This window comes from Planctobacterium sp. AWM4_229, assembly GCF_056160305.1.
Genome location: NZ_JBSWWX010000001.1, coordinates 125,708 through 144,493 on the forward strand (window position 1 = coordinate 125,708; position 18,786 = coordinate 144,493).

The window sequence follows — 18,786 nt, forward strand, 5'->3', positions numbered from 1 at the left end:
GCTATTGCAACGTAAGATAACTTACACCAGAAACGACAAAGGCTACTAATACGTTCAACACAAAGCCCTCTCTGGCCATAGTTTTGATGGGAAACTTATCCGTGCCGTAAACTATCGCGTTTGGCGCGGTAGCTACTGGTAACATAAACGCACAGCTTGCCGAGATTGCTGCCGGGATCATCAATAGCGCGGGTTCTATGCCCATTGCCATGCCGCTTAACGCCAAAATAGGCATTAACAGTGTGGCTGTTGCGGTATTTGAGGTAATTTCCGTTAAGAATGTGACAAATAAACAAATCGAAAGGATGAGCACCGGCAACGGAACGTCCTGTAGAAAGCTCAGTAAGTCTCCCATTTTCTGACTTAGGCCAGAAGCGGTAAAGGCTTTCGCAATGCAAATACCGCCCGCAAAAAGTAATAATAAGCCCCAAGGGATATCATTAGCCGTTTTCCAGTCCAGTAAACTTTCGGATTTGCCTTGGGCATCGCGCTCACCGCTTGGCACAATAAACATCGTTACTACCCCAATTAGCGCGATAGTGCTATCCCCTATTGATGTTATCCCCAGTGCTTCAGACCAATACGGACGCCCCACCCATGCTAATGCAACTAAACCAAAAACCACTAAAACCCGGCGCTCAGCAGCTTTCCACTGCCCAGAGGTAGGAATAGTCACATTGCCTAAAGGCCCCAGCCCTCTGGTTAACCACAAAGCCATAATCGGGATGGCGATCACCACGATAGGTATCCCGGTTTTCATCCATTGTAAAAATGACACTTCTTGTCCTTGGGATTCCTGGTAAACGCTAATGAAAATAATATTGGGCGGCGTGCCTATCGGTGTACCAACACCTCCAAGACTTGCTGCATAAGCAATACCTAACAATAATGCCGCTGCTAATCGTGGATTGTCTATAGAGGATAAAATCGCGAGGGCTATGGGCAGTAGCATTAATGTGGTAGCCGTATTTGAAATCCACATACTCAAAACAGCTGCGGTCAACATGAAGGCCAGGACCAGTCGCGCAGCGCTTTTGCCGCCGGTAATTTTAAGCATTTGCAAAGCAAAGCGTTTATGAACGCCCGACTTTTCGATGGCTTTTGAAAGCATAAAGGCGCCCATCAGCAATATAATCACATGACTACCTAGCGCTGATGCAGCTTCTTTATGAGACAACACACCAACAGCAGGAAAGGCTGCAAATGGGATCAATGACGTAGCAGGAATAGGCAGAGCTTCACTTACCCACAATACCGCAGTCACCAGCGTGATTGACGCCGTCCAGCTGATTTCAGGCGTTACGCCTAACGTATCCAGGTACCATTTTAAAACACCCGATACAATCAGAGCGACAAGAATGATGGCCTGTTTAGTGTTCATTTAGCTCATCCAACTTGGCGCGAAGTGATTGCCAGCGCTCAGACGACTTACAGCTATTCAGTCCTTTAAAAGCAGGTGCAGACATTATCATCTTAGCAATAGCGGGACTCATTTTTTGCTCACCTTGATAGTTATCTAAAACTTCAATGGCGGTATCGCGACTATTGCAAATCAGTGCCATATCACATCCTGCCTCTATCGCCAGGTGTGCTCGCTCAGTTGGACTACCCGACTTCACTGCGCCTTCCATTGTTAGGTCGTCGGAAAACACCGCGCCTTTAAATTGCAGTTCCTTGCGTAACTGCTGCTGTATCCAGATTTTGGAAAAGCCAGCAGGAAGATCATCAAATGCAGGATAAATAACATGGGCCGGCATCACTGCGTCTAATGCCCCCTGGGACATTAACTGTTGAAAAACCCAATAATCTTTATCCAGTATTTCTGAGGCTTCTCTATTATCAATCGGCAGTGCTATGTGTGAGTCTTCTTTAACGCTGCCATGCCCTGGGAAATGCTTACCCGTGGTTGCCATGCCCGCAGCGCGCATCCCCTGACAAAAGCCGTTAACCAGCCTGATTACTGATGATTTTTCAGTGGCAAAGCCACGATCTCCTATAACGTCTGAAATATCGTTGATGTCTGCCACAGGAGCAAAACTAATATCGATACCGACGGATTGAATCTCCAAAGCCATAAGTTCGGCGACAGCCTCACAATAGTTAACGGCCGAATCTATGTCTCCCTGACAAAGTTCCAGGATGTTTCCCATGGCTGGCAAAGCTGAAAAGTCCTGCCTGAAGCGTTGCACTCGACCACCTTCCTGATCAACAGCAAACAGTAACGGTTTTTGCACTTTGCTTCTGATTTCTGAGGTTAACTCTGCTATTTGTAGATGATCTTCAAAGTTGCGCGTGAAAAAGATTAAACCACCAGTAAGAGGATGTTCCAGTATTTCCTTGTCTTCCGCGCTGAGTGACTGGCCCGGAAGGTCCAACATTAAAATTCCCATTAATTCGATTTATTGTTGTTATTAATACCGTCACTATAAAAGATGCACATCACCGAATGCAATTAGCCCGGGGATTAAAAGCAAAACTAATTCAAAAAAGCGATAAATAACATCTATTCTTCCGGCTTTATTTATCCTTGTTGCCTGTTAGACTTTCGTTATTCAAAGAGTATGAGTTTAGGAGATGAAGATGTACGCAGTAATTTTTGGCAGAGACGGGTGTCCTTTCTGTGTGAGAGCAAAAGACTTAGCAGAAAAGCTTACTGGCGAAAGAGACGATTTTAAGTATCGTTATATTGATATTCACGCCGAAGGGATCAGTAAGGCAGACCTTGAAAAAACCGTTGGCAAGCCGGTAGAAACCGTACCGCAAATCTTCCTGGACCAAAATCACATAGGTGGATTTACTGAGTTCGAAGCTTACGCAAAAGAAAATCTCGGGCTTTACGAATAAAGCTTATGGGTGTGTCACAACGATGTGACACACCCCGCATGTTAATGCTCGGCGCTCATCAAAGTAAACGACACTTCATCAAACACTTCGCCGTTAATTTGCACCTGAACTTTGTGCAAACCCGGGTAGTATTTTCTGGTGGTTACTGGCTTAAAGGAATGCTTTTTGGTTAGCGTTAACGTCTCTCCATTCCAATGCTCTATTGCCTTCCACTTAAAAACCTTTGGCGTTAGTTTACCATTGGCTTTTTGGTGCCAGAGTACGTAGTCAATCATCAAACTTTGTTCATTAGTAAACTTTGAAGACACACTTAAAGTCATTGATACAGAGCTTCCCCAACTAACCTGCTCTGTATCCGAAGTCAATGAGGTGTTACCCATAAACCTTGTATAACCAAATAAAGCAAGAACCTGTGGTTGTCCCTGTTTTATTAATGTCCGACAGGCGTGACGCAGTAAACGCATGCGCTGAATGTTATCCGTAGCATTGTGCCGGGCTACAAAATCGATAACAAACCCCGGGTTGTCCTTGGCAATATCGTTGAGGTTATTCGCTACGGAGCGTCTGACGTATTCAGAATCGTCATCTATTAAGCTTTCTAATATCGGCATTAGCGGCATTGGATCTTTGATTAAATTAGGTAACTGCTTGCCCCAAGGTAATCTGGGTCTGGCGCCTTCACTGGCCAGTCTGCGCAGATGCTCGTTATCAGACGCGGTCCAGCGAACGATTGCCGCGAAAGCCTTGGGTAAATCAGCCAAAATAAAATCGCGGATGGCAAATTCGGCGCTAAAACGCTTAGTTAATTCGGAAAGTAGAATCAAGCCCTCGTCAAAGTGTTCAGGGATAGCACGAACCGAAACAAGATCGGCCAACGGCATAATCGCCCACCCTCTAATGCCTTCTTTCTCTACACGGGCAAGGTTCATGTCCATGTTGTCATCAGGGTGCAGAATACTCCTGATTATTTCATCAAAGTGATTAAAATCTGTTGGTAAGTACAGGTGCAAAGCTTCCATTATTTGCATGGAGCGTTGCTTTAACTCCAGCGACTCCAAATCTTTTGTTGCCGTATTGATAAAATCTACAATTGCAAACTCGGGAAACCGGGCCTGTATTTTTTCAGCCAAGCCGGTGATTAAGGGTTTGTTGAATTTCTCTTTAAATGGTTCTGGCATGGCTGTCTTCCACAAAAATACTGTCTTTCAAAAAAACACTGATTCTAAAAGTCAGCTGTTCCAAAAGTGTCAGTAGCACTGCGACAGCTTTATCTACAGGATTAATGAAATGGTTGAAAGGTGTCCTCAAAATCCGCTCTGAGAGACTGTAAAGTGCCCGCTTCTGAAAGTTTTTGCCAGGCAGTTTGCACAGCCTTGACCACATTTGAGTCTGAATTCTTGTTGAGAGCAATATATAGATCGTAAGAGCACTGAGGTAAGTATAAAAAGGGTTCAAATTGTTGCCTGGCATAACCCAGTCGCTTAGCTTCCTGTGCAAATGAAATTGAGTCGAACACCATCAAATCAACCCGTCCTTTGTCCAGCATTTTAAACTGTACTTCGTAGTTTGCACTTTTGTGCACCACTCTGTAGCCCATTTCTTCTATACAATTAGTGGGCGCACCATTGTTTACTCCAGCGACCGCCCAAGCAGCGTTTATTTGCAACTTGTCAAAGACCACATCAGTACGGCTGGCATTCTTATAAAGATAGACCGGCATAGGCAGTAGCTTGCCAATCCAGGTGAACCTGGCTTCTCTTTCAGGAGTTCTTGCAATGGAAAATATCAGTGTATTGGGTGAGGTTTCAGCCTGATGATAGGTGCGTGCCCAAGGCATAAATTCAATATCAGAGACGGCTAACGAGGAAGAACGGCGTATTTCGGTTAACAGCGCCTGCACCATTTTTGTTGCATGACCATCGGGTTCGCGCTGATTGTTTTGAAAATTATATGGATAGTAATTAGTGCTCAGTACATTCAGCTCGGTGTTTTGCTGGGCAGCTAACTGCCCGGACAACAAAACAACAATAAAAAGCGTTAATAACCGACTCATACTTCTGTGGTCAACGGCGCGCTAAATCCTGCAGCAATATAGTTGATAACCTTCCTGATTAAATCTTCAATGACCATGTGTTGCTGATATTCAGCTTCTGCGATTTCTGATAGTGCTTTACTGGATATCATAGTAAACACACAAGACCCAAGTGCAAAATGCCAGCGCCAGAACACCTCACTAGGCGAAAGATGCGGTACAGCCAAATGCAGCGCTTTGTTGAGATGTTTAAGTTCAGCAGCAAAGTGGCTGGTAATGTAGCGTCTTAAGTGCCCCTGTGACTCATAATAAGCTCGGGCAAAAAGCTGAACGAACACACGGGTACCGTTTGGCCTGACCTTTTCAAGTGACAACAAAGGTTCAACTAATGCACCAAACAGACTTTCAGTGGACGTCGCTTCCCCAGACTCACGCATGGCAATGAGTTTTTGGTCCAAAGCAGGCATTAAAACACTGAGATAGCGCGCCAGCACTTCCTGAATAAGTTGCTTTTTAGAACCAAAATGATAATTCACGGATGCCAGGTTGACATCAGCCTCGCTAGTGATAGCTCGAAGAGAAGTATTGTCAAAACCGAAATCGCAAAACAAGTGTTCTGCAGCGTTCAATATGCGTTCTTTAGTGGACACGTTTCTAATTATAAATTCTTTGTGTCTCAGGACTGTAATGGGTCTGTAATTAAAGTTCAAGCTACATAACACTATCTATCTAAAATATAGCGCACTCAGTTGCCTGACATACGGTCAGGCATCTATACTGTCGTGCGAAAATAAACCCAATTTTTAATACCAATAAATAACAACGACAGAAATGAGGAACACTTCATGATTAATCGCTCGATGTTGGCGGTACTCATCGCATCAACGCTCGGCATAGCAGGATGCAATGACACCACGGAAACAGCAAAAAAAGACAATAAGGTAGAAAAGGCACCCACAGCAGCAGATGCCAAAGCCTTTATAAAAAGCGCACAAGAAGAATTAGAGAAATTGCAAGCGCCGGCAGCTCAGGCTGCTTGGGCCTATCAAACCTATATCATCAAGGACACCGCTGCGGTATCAGCCTACTTATCCGAAAAATTGTCCAGTAGAGCGTCTGAGTTAGCCAAAGAGTCAGCCAGGTTTAACAACGTCGAAGTTGATCCAGATACTCGTCGCCAGTTAGATTTATTGCGCAACTCCTTAGTATTACCACCACCAGGAAACGCCACTGATTCTGAACGTCTGGCACAAATTGGTACCGACATGGAAGGTATGTATGGTGCCGGTCAATATTGCCCTGAAGAAGGCAAGTGTTGGGGCCTGACAGAGATGGGCGGCATGATGGCCACAGAAAGAGACGAAAAATTGCTGTTAGATATCTGGCAAGGCTGGCGTCAGGTTTCACCACCAATGAAAGACCTTTACGTTGAACAAGTTGAAATAGCGAACAAAGGGGCCCAAGAGTTGGGTTTTGAAAACATCAGTGAGCTATGGCGCGGTAAGTACGACATGGAAGCTGATGCTTTTGAAAAAGAACTGGACAGGTTATGGGGACAAGTCGAACCCTTCTATGATGCCCTGCACTGTCATGTACGCGCGGAGCTTGGTGAGCAATACGGTACTGACGTTGTTCCGCAAGACCAACCCATTCCGGCGCACCTTTTGGGCAACATGTGGGCTCAAACGTGGGGCAATGTCTATGATATCGTCAAACCCGAAGAAGAGTTGCAGGTCACAGACGTTACCGCTGCACTTGAGGAGCATGGTTACGACGAAATCAAAATGGTTAAACAAGCAGAAGCTTTTTTCACGTCTCTAGGCTTTGAGCCATTACCAGAAACCTTTTGGGAACGCTCACAGTTTACCCAACCAGCGGATCGCGATGTTGTTTGTCATGCCTCTGCCTGGAATCTGGACGATAAAGAAGATTTACGCATTAAAATGTGTATCCAAAAAACCGGTGAAGAGTTTGCTGTTATTCACCACGAACTAGGTCATAACTTTTATCAACGTGCCTACAAAGATTTACCTCTGGTTTATCGTGGCAGTGCCAATGATGGTTTCCACGAGGCCATCGGTGACGTAATCGCCCTATCCATTACACCTAAGTACATGAAGCAAATTGGGCTAATTGACGAAATCCCAGATGCCTCAAATGACATTGGCATGTTATTAAAACTAGCGCTGGATAAAATTGCCTTTGTACCCTTTGGGTTATTGGTAGACAAGTGGCGTTGGGGCGTATTTTCCGGTGATGTTACGCCAGAGCAATACAACGATTATTGGTGGCAATTAAGGGAGCAGTATCAAGGCGTTATGGCACCAGTTGAGCGCCCTGCCGATGCATTCGATCCGGGTGCTAAATATCACATACCTGGTAATACACCTTATTCGCGCTACTTCCTTGCCCATCTGCTACAATTCCAGTTCCATCGTGAACTTTGTAAAATAGCTGGCGACGAGGGCCCGGTTCACCGTTGTTCAATTTACGGTAACGAAGAAGCCGGTACGGCACTAAACAACATGCTTGAGTTGGGTCAAAGCAAGACATGGCAAGAAGCACTGGAAACCTTAACCGGTTCGCCACAAATGGATGCGACAGCCATACTGGACTACTTCGCTCCACTTAAAGTGTGGCTTGACGAACAGAACAAAGACCGAACTTGCGGTTGGTAATCTTATTTGAGCAAGCTTTTAATCTTGCTCAAACTGCTGCCTGAGTAATCAAGAGACTGAATTATCAGTCTCTTTTTTTATGTCTTTTCATTTCTTTTGCCGTATTCTAATCAATAGTGATTAGGGATAATTCAATCACATTTGCATGTTCCTTCGGATAAGGACTCACACTCACTCTGTAATTTCTCTTCCTACATTGACCTGGTCACTTCAATGACCCCCCTTTATTTGCAAGGTAGGTTATCCGGTGTGACCTGATTTTAATTCGTGTGCTTTGACCTTCAAGTTGTTGATATCGAATAATCTGTATCGGTGTGTTAGCGCACGGATGGGTATGCACCTTGCCCATCAAAAGAAGAGCGGCTTAAGGACAGCAACGTTGAGCCTTTCCAATCAATACAATGTCTAGTTTGCTTTACCCATAAAAAAGCCCGCTTCAGATGCGGGCTTTAACAAATGGGAAGGATGCTTAGTTCGCAACCACGGTTTCGTCACCGATACTGATGATTTGACCACCAGTGGCAAAATAGGTTGCCATCTGGATTTGCATTTCAGTGGTAGCCGCAACGCTCGAGGTTGGGTTAAACAACGAACCATGCTCACCCGCTACGAATCTCACAGCACCGCTGGTCGGAGTTTGTGAAACAACCGTACTGCTCACCGAAGGTAAACCTAAGAAGCGAATCAAGGCCTCAGTTCCTGAAGTAGGTAGTGATGTGGTATTTGGAATAACCTGATCACTGCTGCCTTCAGAACCATCGCCAACAACTTCGTGTAGCAATACTGGCGTGGTTGCCGCCAAACGCGCTGCGTAGTTATTTGGATCGCCACCTTCAATTACGGTTTGAGCCGCAAAAGCAAACTGGCCGATAATGGCATTATCAGCTGCAGCTTCTGCTGCAGTTCTTTCACCCACATATTGTAAGTAAGCCGGGATCAAAGCTTGTGATACTGGCACACCGTTGGTTTGTGCGTAAGTAGCTAAAGCAACCTGGAACGACTCGGAACCGCCAGCCAACACGCTTGCAGAAACAAGAGGACCGAAACCAGCAGACTCAATCAGGAACTGAGCAATACCGCCACCAGGTACAGATAAGCCAGCAGTTTTGAACTCGAACATAGAGTTAAACGCCTCTAAATCGCCGCTCATTGGCCAATTTGCTGTAGCAACCGTACCAATACCCGTGATAGAACCTAAGCTTTGCCCCATGAAGTGCACGTTAGTTGGATCGATGTCAGCCTCACCGGTTGTATCAACCCAGGCATTCAAACCAAGACGCAAGCCCATAGTATCTACGATACTTTGTCTCAAATTATCACGAGCAGACAACAGGCTACCCAGATTCAAATAATCCGTTGATGAACCACCGAAGCCATTTGAAGCATTTACCGTTTGGCCGTCAATTTCAAAACCACGACTGCCGTGCAGAGGATGGTCGATAGCAACCGTTGCAAAACCAGCTAATGCTAAGGTGCCCGCCGCAGCTAACACATCTTCTTTCTTAGACGTGATACCGTGCTGGATCACAACAACTGGCCAGCCAGCTGCTGGTTTTGTTACCGGAGCGATCTCGTCTGGGTTGATAGTCGCCAGGAAGTTGATCAATTCTTCGTCAGGTACGGTTACCTGAACCTCAATTGTTTCAGTTCCATCTGGATTTGAACCTTGTGCAGCTGGCACTGGAGCAAATTTAGTCAAATGGCGACGGTCAGTAATCCCTATTGCAGCCAGGTTTAAGTCATAAAGTTGACCACCACTGGCAGCCTGACAAAGCTCATTATTCGGGCCTACTGCACCGTTAGCAATCAAAGTTGCAACCGTACCAGGTGCTGAACCTTCAATGGCAGAAACCGCTGCACCTGATGTACAAGCACTACGCCACCAATCACCCAAAGGATTCTCTGGGTTTGAGTAGTAAGGTAAGTTCACTTGCCCTGCTTTCAGCGTAGCAGCACAGAAAGGCGCAAGAGAGCCGTAGGCACTGGCAACAGTTGGGTAAAGTGGGTTTAAAGGATCGCCAGTCAGAACCGCCCGCATGGTGTCGCAGTTAAGACCTAAAGCTTCAAATTGTGCGTAAGTCTCAGCGCCCAGTAGTGTTGGCCCTAACACATCGAATGCAGTATCACCACGGGGTGAATCACCTACTGCCACAACCGGTAAATATTGTGCAGCAGTCGCTTGTGCCGTCGCCAAATCAACACCTTGAGCAAGTAAAGTGCCCAATGCCTGTGCAAATGGACCAACCTGCAATTGCTTAACCGTAGCCGTTACCGTACCCGCAGAGCCGGTAGAGATGTATGCGGCATAACTGGTTTGTTCGATTGGAATGCCTGCGCCAGAGGAACCGTTGACTAACAGGTTAACCAAACCTTGCAACTGTAGCTGATCTGCAGATGAAAGCGGTAAGGAGTTGATGTCTTGTCTTGCTAGTTCCCATGTAGTAGAACCCAGAACTGGACGACCATCGGAATCTTTCAAGTCTTCCGTTACCACTAACATGTAGCCTTGACCTGGCTTAAGCGGGCGCAACGGAATAATTGCAATAGTATCACTGTCACTTAAAGTAACAGCATAATCTTCATTTAGCGTTAATCTTTCACCAATCTCACAGGGAACACCTGGTGCTGCAACTTGAGAAGCAATCGCCTGACATGCAGCAGATGTGCCTTCCAGTGCTTGAGTTGCCTCATAGATATGAATTGCGTTAGGCGCTTGTAGTGACGCCAAAGGAATGGTGATATTGGCAGGCAAGTCCACATCAATGGTCATAGGGTATTGGGTAGACCAACCGTCTAGTGCTCCGACTGCGTCAAGCGGGTTGGAACCGTCAAAAGCAGTTTGATTTTCTGATTCAATAGTAAAATCAAAAAGGCTGGTAGCCGGTAACATAGCTGCGTCATTAGGCAGCGGGAATGTCGAAGGTGGATTAAACACGATACGTGCAAAAGGCTTATCGACAGGAGTCTGTGCCTGGACCTCAACCAGGTCCTCGCCTCCACCCCCACAGCCGGAGAGGCCAAGAGATGCAGCTATCGCGGTGCAGAGTAGCAGTTTTTTCATATGTATCCCCAAATCCTATTCTAATTATTGTTTAACCTTGTAGGTTTAGTATCCGCATTAATTGTGTGCAGGTAAATGTTTGGTCATAACTTGTACGACCAGTGACAATTAACCCAATATTATGGGCAAATAAAAGTATTTGCAAAGATTTGTTAACTCTTTGTTAGTAAATCAGCCAGTAAGCAAAAGCGAGCACCTGCTCTACCCGCTTTGCACCAATGATTGAAGCTTTTTATCAATAAACTATCCCAAACATAGGACAGTCAGTGCTAAAATCCAGTTTTTTTTACAATTGGAAAGTATATGCTTGATTTTCAGCCAAATTCTGATGCTTTGTCGGGTAAAACCATATTGGTTACTGGCGCAGGTGATGGCATTGGCAAAGAGGCAGCGGTGCAATTTGCACGCTATGGGGCCAATGTTATTTTACTGGGACGTACGATTGCAAAACTGGAGGCCACTTATGACCTTTGTGAACAACAAAGTAACGCTGAATTGGCCATCATACCCTTGGACTTAGAAGGTGCCACAGTAAAGCATTATCAAGATATGGCCAGCACCATCGAAAATCAGTTTGGTAAATTGGATGGCTTACTGCACAACGCTAGTTTACTGGGACAGTTACAACCCTTCGGACAAATCCCGGAAGCCGAATTTAATCAGGTAATGCAAGTTAATCTCAATGGTCAGTTTTTCATGACTCAGGCGTTACTGCCAGTCTTAAAACAAGCACCCCATGCATCTGTAGTGTTTACCTCTTCTTCAGTTGGTGTGAAAGGCCGCGCTTATTGGGGCACTTACTCTGTCTCCAAGTTTGCTACAGAGGGCATGATGCAGTGTTTGGCAGACGAATATTCTAACAGCACAATGCGTTTTAATTGCATTAACCCGGGTGGCACGCGAACAGGTATGAGAGCTAAAGCATTTCCAGCGGAAAATCCCGATAACTTAAAAACACCTGCCGATATCATGCCTGTTTATCTGTACTTGATGGCTGATGCCAGTATCGGTGTTACCGGTGAAACTCTGAATTGTCAGCCAAAATAAATAAAACCAGCGGCCATAAAAAAAGCCTCAGAAGAGGCTTTTTAAATTGTTGTGATGTTTAGTCGCCAATCTTGGCCCAAGTGTCTCTCAGTGCCACAGTGCGGTTAAACACCAGCTTGTCTTCCTGCGAGTCTTTGTCTAAACAAAAATAGCCTGTTCTTTCGAATTGCACGGCTTCACCGACCGCTTTACCTGCCAGACTGCATTCCACTAAACCATCGAGTTTAATCAGTGAATCTGGGTTGTAGGCGTCTGCTAGTTCCATCGCACCAGCATTCGCTTCCTTAAACAACCGATCGTAAAGTCGAATTTCTGCAGGTTTATTGCGCACTGCAGAAACCCAATGAATTACCCCTTTGACTTTACGTCCATCTGCGGGGTCTTTGCCCAAGGTTTCGGCATCATAAGTGCAATAAATCGTCTGAATATTACCTTCAGCATCTTTTTCCACTCGTTCAGCTTTAATGACATAAGCATTGCGCAAGCGCACTTCTTTACCCAATACCAGTCGCTTGTACTTTTTATTGGCTTCTTCACGGAAGTCATCCCGCTCAATGTAGATTTCGCCATCAAAAGCCAATTCACGCTCACCCAGTTCAGGTTTATTTGGATGGTTCGCGGCTTTTAATATTTCGCCGTCGTCCTTGGCGTAATTTTCAATAACCACTTTTATTGGGTCTAACACCGCCATAGCACGAGGTGCGTCTTCGTTGAGTTCATCCCGGATACAGGCCTCTAACATGGACATTTCTATCAAATTATCCATTTTAGTTACACCAATACGGCTACAAAACTCTCTGATAGACGCAGGCGTGTATCCTCTGCGGCGCAAACCGGCAATGGTTGGCATCCGCGGATCGTCCCAACCATCCACAAAACCTTCTGTCACAAGCTGGATGAGTTTACGCTTGCTCAGTACTGTGTATTCGAGATTTAAACGAGAAAACTCGTACTGTCTTGGTTGAGTTTCAATACTGATATTGTCGATGACCCAATCGTACAAACGACGGTTGTCCTGAAACTCCAGAGTACACAACGAATGAGAAATGCCCTCAATCGCATCCGATATACAGTGGGTGAAATCGTACATTGGATAAACACACCACTTTTCACCGGTTTGATGGTGATTAGCGAATTTGATACGGTAAATCACCGGATCGCGCATACACATAAACGGCGATGCCATATCAATCTTGGCCCGCAAACAGCAATGACCTTCCGGGTATTCGCCCTTGGTCATCTTGTCAAACTCTGCCAGGTTTGTGACCGCGTCGGTATCGCGATAAGGACTGTGTTGGCCAGGTGCTTTTAAGGTGCCACGCATTTCGCGAATTTGCTCTTGTGAAGAAAAATCAACAAAAGCTAATCCTTTTTCGATCAGCTCTACGGCATAACCGTGTAACTTGTCGAAATAGTCAGACGAATAGCGAACCTCACCTTCCCAGTGGTATCCCAACCAGCTAACGTCTTCTTTGATGGCGTTAACATAGTCAATGCTTTCTTTCTCAGGGTTGGTATCGTCAAAACGAAGGTTGCACGTGCCCTTGTAATCTTCAGCAATACCGAAGTTAAGGCATATCGATTTTGCATGACCGATATGTAAAAAGCCGTTCGGCTCTGGTGGAAAACGAGTATGTACACTGGAATGTAGACCCGACTCCAGGTCGCGGTCTATGATCTGTCTGATAAAATTGGTCGGACGATTTTCTGTCTCGGCCATTGGTCATCCTCTAACTAAGTTAAAACGCCCCAAAAGTTTCTAATTCGTTGTTCTACGCAGATTTTACAGGGGAATAATTCAAAAGCAGAATGATAGCTTTTTGCCCGACTGGAAGGAAGCGCGATTTGTACTCGCTGAAGCATTTGCATTAATCATCATCAATTTAACCGAAAATAATCTCAGAGCAATGCAGTTAAACAGCCAAAAGCCTGGTCGAATCGTTCATTTTATGAGCGTTAAGTGCCTGTTTATTAACTTTTATCCTCACAGGCGCAATAAAACTTGTGCCATACCATAAGAGCGGACTACTATTTTTGGGTGAGAAATAAAACAATAATGACTCAGCAAACACAATGAAAGAAAAAGCCACATCTTTTGATATCGCCCATAAGGCCGGTGTATCCCAATCAACGGTGTCTCGGGCACTGCGTAACAGTCCGCTTGTGAGCAAGGAAACTCGCGACAAAATTAAAGCTATCGCACGCGAGTTGAACTATAAAGTTGACAAAAATGCCAGTAATCTGCGACAGCAACAAAGTAAAACTCTGGCTTTATTATTGTTTGAAGATCCCACCTCAGACGACAGTATGATTAATCCCTTTTTTCTTTCTATGTTGGGCAGCATTACACGGGCTACGGCAAATGCGGGTTTTGATCTGTTGGTATCTTTCCAGCAATTCAGTGACGATTGGCATGCCGACTTTGAGGATACTCATAAGGCCGACGGCATTATTCTATTGGGCTATGGGGACTTCCTTGAATATCAGGATAAGTTGCAGGCATTAGAGGAACAAAACACCCACTTCGTGCGCTGGGGAGCCATCAACGAAAGCCATCCAGGTGTGGTGATTGGAAGCAATAATTATCAAGGTGGTAAAAACATCACCCGACACCTGATTTCGTTAGGCCACAAAGAATTTGTTTTTATTGGTGGTGCAGACAACAACAGTCCCGAATTTTTAGAACGATTTAATGGCTTTAACGATGCGTTAAAAGAAGCGGGGATTTTAGCTGAAAATCAACGGGCCAAACACTGGGATGCCATTTCTACCGAACACTCGGGCTACAACGTAGCAAAAGCACTGGTGGAGTCCGGGGCAAAAGTCGATGCGATTCTTTGTGCATCAGATTTGATTGCCATTGGCGTATTAACCGCGTTAAAAGATTCCGGAATATCAGTACCGGATGACATCGCCGTAGCGGGCTACGACAACATTCCGCTGGCCCCCTTTACTAATCCCCCACTTTCTACCGTAAAACAAAATACGAAACTGGCAGGAGAACTGTTAGTGGACGCATTAGTGGGGCAAATTGAAGGGCAACCGGTTGAAAGTCATCTCATTGATGCTGAAGTCGTCATACGCCACAGTTGTGGCGCAAAATAAGGTTTCTCAATAGATGGCAGGCGCCTGGCCTGCCTTTTTTACGCTTCCCGAACTCTTAGCGTCAGTAATCCGGCAATGGCCATACTAATCGCGGCTATCAATAGCGCATAAATAGGCTCGCCATCGAAAATACGGGTAACCATAAAGCCCAAGATACTGGCAGCAACCAATTGCGGCAGAGTTATAAAGAAATTAAAGATCCCCATGAATATCCCCATTTTGTTTTGCGGCAACGAATTGGCCAACAAAGTATAGGGAATGGACAGAATTGAGGCCCAGGCAAAGCCAATGCCCACCATGGAATAAATCAAGTAGTCGGGGTTATCGATGAGCAAGAAAGATAAAAAGCCTAATGCGCCCAGGAACAAGTTGATCAGGTGAGTAATGCGCAAGTTTGTCGCCTTCACCAGAATTGGGATCACCACAGCAGCTAACGCCGCGAAAGCGAATTGTCCACCAAACAGCACACCGACCCAGTTTGCGCCTTCATTGTAAGCCGTTGATGAAGGGTCGCTGGTATTGTAATGGTGAGAGGTTACTGCCGCGGTGGTATAGATCCACATAGCAAATAAAGGAAACCACGAAAAAAACTGCACCCAAGCCAGTTGTTTCATGGTATCTGGCATATTAAACAAGTCATCCATCATGGTATTAAAGCCATTGTCTGCCTTGTTTTGTTTGGAAAACATACCTGCCAAAAGCTGCAAAGCACCAAAGGCCACCACCACACCTGACAAAATAAACAGCTGCTTATCTAACGAAGCACTAAAAATTTGAATGATGGCGGTTAACACTAAACCGATAATCAACCAAATGATGCCACCTTTTATATAAGCCTCGGCAGGATGCGAAACGTGCTCTTTGATTTGCACGGCATGTTCTTTTCCAGCTTTGTCTTCGGCTTCTTTTTCAGCAGCAGCGAATTCATCTAGCTCTTCCGGGCTGTATTCTTTGGTGGACCAGATAGTCCAGCCCACGGCTAAAAAGAAGGCAACGGCACCAAAGTAAAAGGAAAATTTCACCGAATCAGGTACGACTCCCGGCTCCGCGGTATTGCTCACATCTAACCAATTGGCCAGTATCCAAGGCATTGCCGAGGCAATCGTACCCCCCATACCGATAAAAAAGCTTTGCATTGAAAAACCAGTAGCGCGTTGCTCCTTGGGCAGCATATCGCCAACGAAGGCGCGAAATGGCTCCATGGAAACATTAATAGCGGCATCCATGATCCAAAGCATCCCGGCTGCCACCCAAAGATAAGGCGAATTGGGCATGGCAATCAAAGCCAGACTGGCAGCAATGGCACCGTAGAGGAAATAAGGTCGGCGGCGGCCAAGTTTATTCCAGGTGTTGTCACTCATGTGACCTATAATTGGTTGCACCACTAACCCGGTGAGCGGAGCGGCGATCCATAAAATAGCCAGATTGTTGTAGTCAGCTCCGAGGGTTTCAAAAATACGGCTGACATTGGCATTTTGCAGGGCGAAGCCCATCTGGATCCCCAAGAATCCAAAACACATATTGAAGATCTGAAAAAAATTGAGTTCCGGCTTAGCTCTGTACATGCCTGTCCTTTTTTCTGGTTATCATTTTTGTTCTTTGCTTAAAAGTATCACATGCTGAACAATTTGCATCGCGAATGCGCAACAAAGCCCTCAGCAGCGCTACCAAAAATTTATTTCTGCAATTTAAAACGAATGGCGACACCACCGCTTTCTGCCATGCGCAGACTTAAGGTTTCACCTTTTCTTACTGGCTTTCTGAAAATAGACATTTCATAGGGATGATCACGCCATTGTGCTTTAGCTCCGTCCTGATACACTTGCATATCGTAAACCCGGTTGGCGTCCAGAAAGTCAGTTTTGATCTCAACAACTCGGGCATTTTCATCGGTTAAACCGCCAAGGTACCAGTCGTCACCACCGCGCTCTTTACGGGCAAACACCACGTAATCGCCTACCTCGCCAGCCAGGGCAATACTTTGCTGCCAGTCAGCGGGCACATCTCGAATGAATTGGAATGCAGGTAAATTGCTTTCGTAATGACGAGGTAAATCCGCCGCCATTTGAATGGGGCTATACAACACGACATATAAAGCTAACTGTTTTGCCAAGGTGGTTTGCACCCGATTTTCAGCATGTAAACCATAAGGTGCCAGGTTGAATATCCCCGGGGTAAAGTCCATGGGACCAGAAAGCATGCGCGTATAAGGTAATACAGCTGTGTGCTCTGGCGGATTAGGCGGTGAGCCCCAGGCATTAAATTCCTGGCCACGAGCGCCCTCTCGGGTTATCCAGTTGGGATAAGTACGGCGCAAGCCGGTGTCTTTAATAGGCTCATGGGTATTGATGCTGATTTTACGCTTTGCGGCTTCAAGTACTGAGTGCAAATATTCATTGGCCATAAACTGACCATCATGCCATTCGTGACGCACTATGCCATTACCGTCAATGCGTTTAATATCTCCACCATCAGCTACATAACCGGTTTTTACCTGACTAACGCCCATTTTTTCATACAAATCAAAAGCATCAGCCATTTGATTGCGGTAGTTGGTCACGCTACCGGAAGTTTCGTGATGGCCCACCAGGCGAACGCCTTTGTCGCGAGCATACTGTGCCAAAGTAGGTAAGTCGAAATCAGGGTAAGATTGGGTAAAGCTAAACACATCACCATTGTGGAACCAACTGCCATCCCAGCCTTCGTTCCAGCCTTCCACCAATACACCATCAAACCCGTATTTGGCTGCAAAATCGATATAACGCCTGGTTTCTTCGGTAGTGGCCCCGTGCTTTTCGCCTGAGCCCCAGGTTTTTTCGTTCACATGCATGGCCCACCAAATCCCTACATATTTGCCCGGTTCAACCCAGGATACATCGCCCAACTTATTGGGTTCGTTGAGATTCAGGATCAGATCGGAATTTAATAGCCCAGTAGCATCATCGGCAATTTGAATGGTGCGCCAGGAAGATTTAAAAGGGGCGGCTGTCTTTACACGAATACCGTCATACCAAGGCGTTAAGTCGGTTTTTAAAGTGTTATCGCGACCTTTATCCAGCGTAAAAGCGGCATAATCCACAAGCGCCGCTTCGTGAATACTCACATGAGTGCCCGTTGGCATACGCACCGTAAACGGCGTGTGAACCCGATCGATTTTACTTAACGGTGTGGTTTCGTAGATATATTCGTAGCGATTCCAGCCTCTTGCGGGTATCCACCAGGCGGTAGCGTCTGACGCCAGAGCAAATTCGGTTTCTTCATCAACGATATCTACCTGCTCTATATCCTTATGCGGGTTTACCTCATAGCGAAAACCCAAACCATCGTTAAAAACCCGAAACCTGATAGTAAACTGATAATCTTGTTCATTTTTAAACAGCACACTCAGCTCGTTATGCTGGTCGGTAATAAATTGCCTTTCACCCCAAGGCTGTTCCCAAGTTTCATTAACACTTTGAGTTTTTGAGCTATGAATATCAAACCCGGCACCAAATGCTGGAAGCTGCTTAAATACCAGCCCCAGACGAGAATTATTGAGAACCGTTTCATCATCAAATTTAACTGAATAACCGGGTACATCACCCTCATCACTGATTGAAACCGTGATGCGGCTGTCAGGCGATTGCACTTTTAGAGTAGCTGCCTTGCTATGGGCAATCGGCAATAATAACGAAGTTAAGACCAACCAAGAGCCGGGCTTGGTGAAAAAAGCAGTTTCAGATGACATAAGCTTCCCGCAAAAGTGCATTAACAATCGTAGAGGATTGTTTAACTTAAATTTAACAGGATTCTAAACGGCAAATTTCACCGACACCACTTACATACGTATGCAAAGCCCATTAACCTGCCTAACTACCCCAAAGTACGTAATTAGTTTTGGTTGCCAGTTGATTGTTTTTGACTAAAATGAAACTAATTCATGCAAAATCAATAAGTTGTTACGAGCTATGCAGCTACCCCGTAAGTCGGAGATATCCTCTACTGTCAAATCTTGCTGGGCCTTTTTGCTCTGTAGTTTT

13 protein-coding genes are annotated in these 18,786 nt (G+C 45.6%); 4 read left to right on the top strand and 9 right to left on the bottom strand.

Annotation, left to right across the window (positions count from 1 at the left end; genetic code table 11):
- Position 1 precedes the first annotated feature (1 nt).
- Both ACXAGP_RS00605 and nagZ read right to left on the bottom strand, forming a co-directional pair.
- Positions 2-1,381 (bottom strand): SLC13 family permease, encoded by a 1,380-nt coding sequence (locus tag ACXAGP_RS00605; protein WP_475258911.1) that lies wholly within the window; start codon positions 1,379-1,381, stop codon positions 2-4.
- The gene (nagZ, locus tag ACXAGP_RS00610) at positions 1,371-2,378 is read right to left on the bottom strand and encodes a beta-N-acetylhexosaminidase (protein ID WP_475258912.1); all 1,008 of its coding nucleotides are present in this window, start codon (positions 2,376-2,378) and stop codon (positions 1,371-1,373) included. The genes ACXAGP_RS00605 and nagZ overlap by 11 nt, the downstream gene beginning before the upstream one ends.
- Before the next feature lie 202 nt (positions 2,379-2,580).
- Between nagZ and ACXAGP_RS00615 the strand changes: the two genes are divergently transcribed.
- On the top strand, positions 2,581-2,844 hold the full coding sequence (locus ACXAGP_RS00615) for a GrxA family glutaredoxin (RefSeq protein WP_475258913.1): 264 nt from the start codon (positions 2,581-2,583) through the stop codon (positions 2,842-2,844).
- 41 nt (positions 2,845-2,885) lie between these two features.
- Here the strand turns inward: ACXAGP_RS00615 and ACXAGP_RS00620 are convergent, their stop codons facing one another.
- From ACXAGP_RS00620 to ACXAGP_RS00630, 3 genes are all read right to left on the bottom strand, one after another.
- Positions 2,886-4,022, bottom strand: coding sequence for a DNA alkylation repair protein (locus tag ACXAGP_RS00620; protein ID WP_475258914.1), 1,137 nt, complete (start codon positions 4,020-4,022; stop codon positions 2,886-2,888).
- A 101-nt stretch (positions 4,023-4,123) separates the two neighbouring features.
- A complete protein-coding gene (locus ACXAGP_RS00625; protein WP_475258915.1) occupies positions 4,124-4,897 on the bottom strand; it encodes a substrate-binding periplasmic protein in 774 nt (257 codons plus the stop codon).
- Positions 4,894-5,505, bottom strand: coding sequence for a TetR/AcrR family transcriptional regulator (locus tag ACXAGP_RS00630; protein WP_475258916.1), 612 nt, complete (start codon positions 5,503-5,505; stop codon positions 4,894-4,896). The genes ACXAGP_RS00625 and ACXAGP_RS00630 overlap by 4 nt, the downstream gene beginning before the upstream one ends.
- Positions 5,506-5,721: 216 nt before the next feature.
- Between ACXAGP_RS00630 and ACXAGP_RS00635 the strand changes: the two genes are divergently transcribed.
- Positions 5,722-7,554 carry a M2 family metallopeptidase gene (locus tag ACXAGP_RS00635; protein WP_475258917.1) on the top strand — a complete coding sequence of 611 codons (1,833 nt, stop codon included), beginning with the start codon at positions 5,722-5,724 and terminating at the stop codon, positions 7,552-7,554.
- A 469-nt stretch (positions 7,555-8,023) separates the two neighbouring features.
- Here ACXAGP_RS00635 and ACXAGP_RS00640 read toward each other — a convergent pair whose 3' ends face one another.
- On the bottom strand, positions 8,024-10,615 hold the full coding sequence (locus ACXAGP_RS00640) for a VolA/Pla-1 family phospholipase (protein WP_475258918.1): 2,592 nt from the start codon (positions 10,613-10,615) through the stop codon (positions 8,024-8,026).
- Positions 10,616-10,918: 303 nt separating this feature from the next.
- Between ACXAGP_RS00640 and ACXAGP_RS00645 the strand changes: the two genes are divergently transcribed.
- The gene (locus ACXAGP_RS00645; RefSeq protein WP_475258919.1) at positions 10,919-11,662 is read left to right on the top strand and encodes a YciK family oxidoreductase; all 744 of its coding nucleotides are present in this window, start codon (positions 10,919-10,921) and stop codon (positions 11,660-11,662) included.
- Between the two features lie 58 nt (positions 11,663-11,720).
- On the opposite strand, the gene glnS is transcribed toward ACXAGP_RS00645, so the two are convergent.
- Complete coding sequence (gene glnS, locus ACXAGP_RS00650) at positions 11,721-13,382, bottom strand: glutamine--tRNA ligase (protein WP_475258920.1); 1,662 nt, start codon at positions 13,380-13,382, stop codon at positions 11,721-11,723.
- 353 nt (positions 13,383-13,735) lie between these two features.
- On the opposite strand from glnS, the gene ACXAGP_RS00655 reads away from it, so the two are divergent.
- Positions 13,736-14,767: a LacI family DNA-binding transcriptional regulator gene (locus ACXAGP_RS00655; protein WP_475258921.1), complete on the top strand. Its 1,032-nt coding sequence runs from the start codon at positions 13,736-13,738 to the stop codon at positions 14,765-14,767.
- 38 nt (positions 14,768-14,805) lie between these two features.
- On the opposite strand, the gene ACXAGP_RS00660 is transcribed toward ACXAGP_RS00655, so the two are convergent.
- Together ACXAGP_RS00660 and ACXAGP_RS00665 are read right to left on the bottom strand one after the other, a co-directional pair.
- Positions 14,806-16,332: an MFS transporter gene (locus ACXAGP_RS00660; protein ID WP_475258922.1), complete on the bottom strand. Its 1,527-nt coding sequence runs from the start codon at positions 16,330-16,332 to the stop codon at positions 14,806-14,808.
- Between the two features lie 110 nt (positions 16,333-16,442).
- Positions 16,443-18,494, bottom strand: coding sequence for a glycoside hydrolase family 97 protein (locus ACXAGP_RS00665; RefSeq protein ID WP_475258923.1), 2,052 nt, complete (start codon positions 18,492-18,494; stop codon positions 16,443-16,445).
- Between the last annotated feature and the right edge of the window lie 292 nt (positions 18,495-18,786).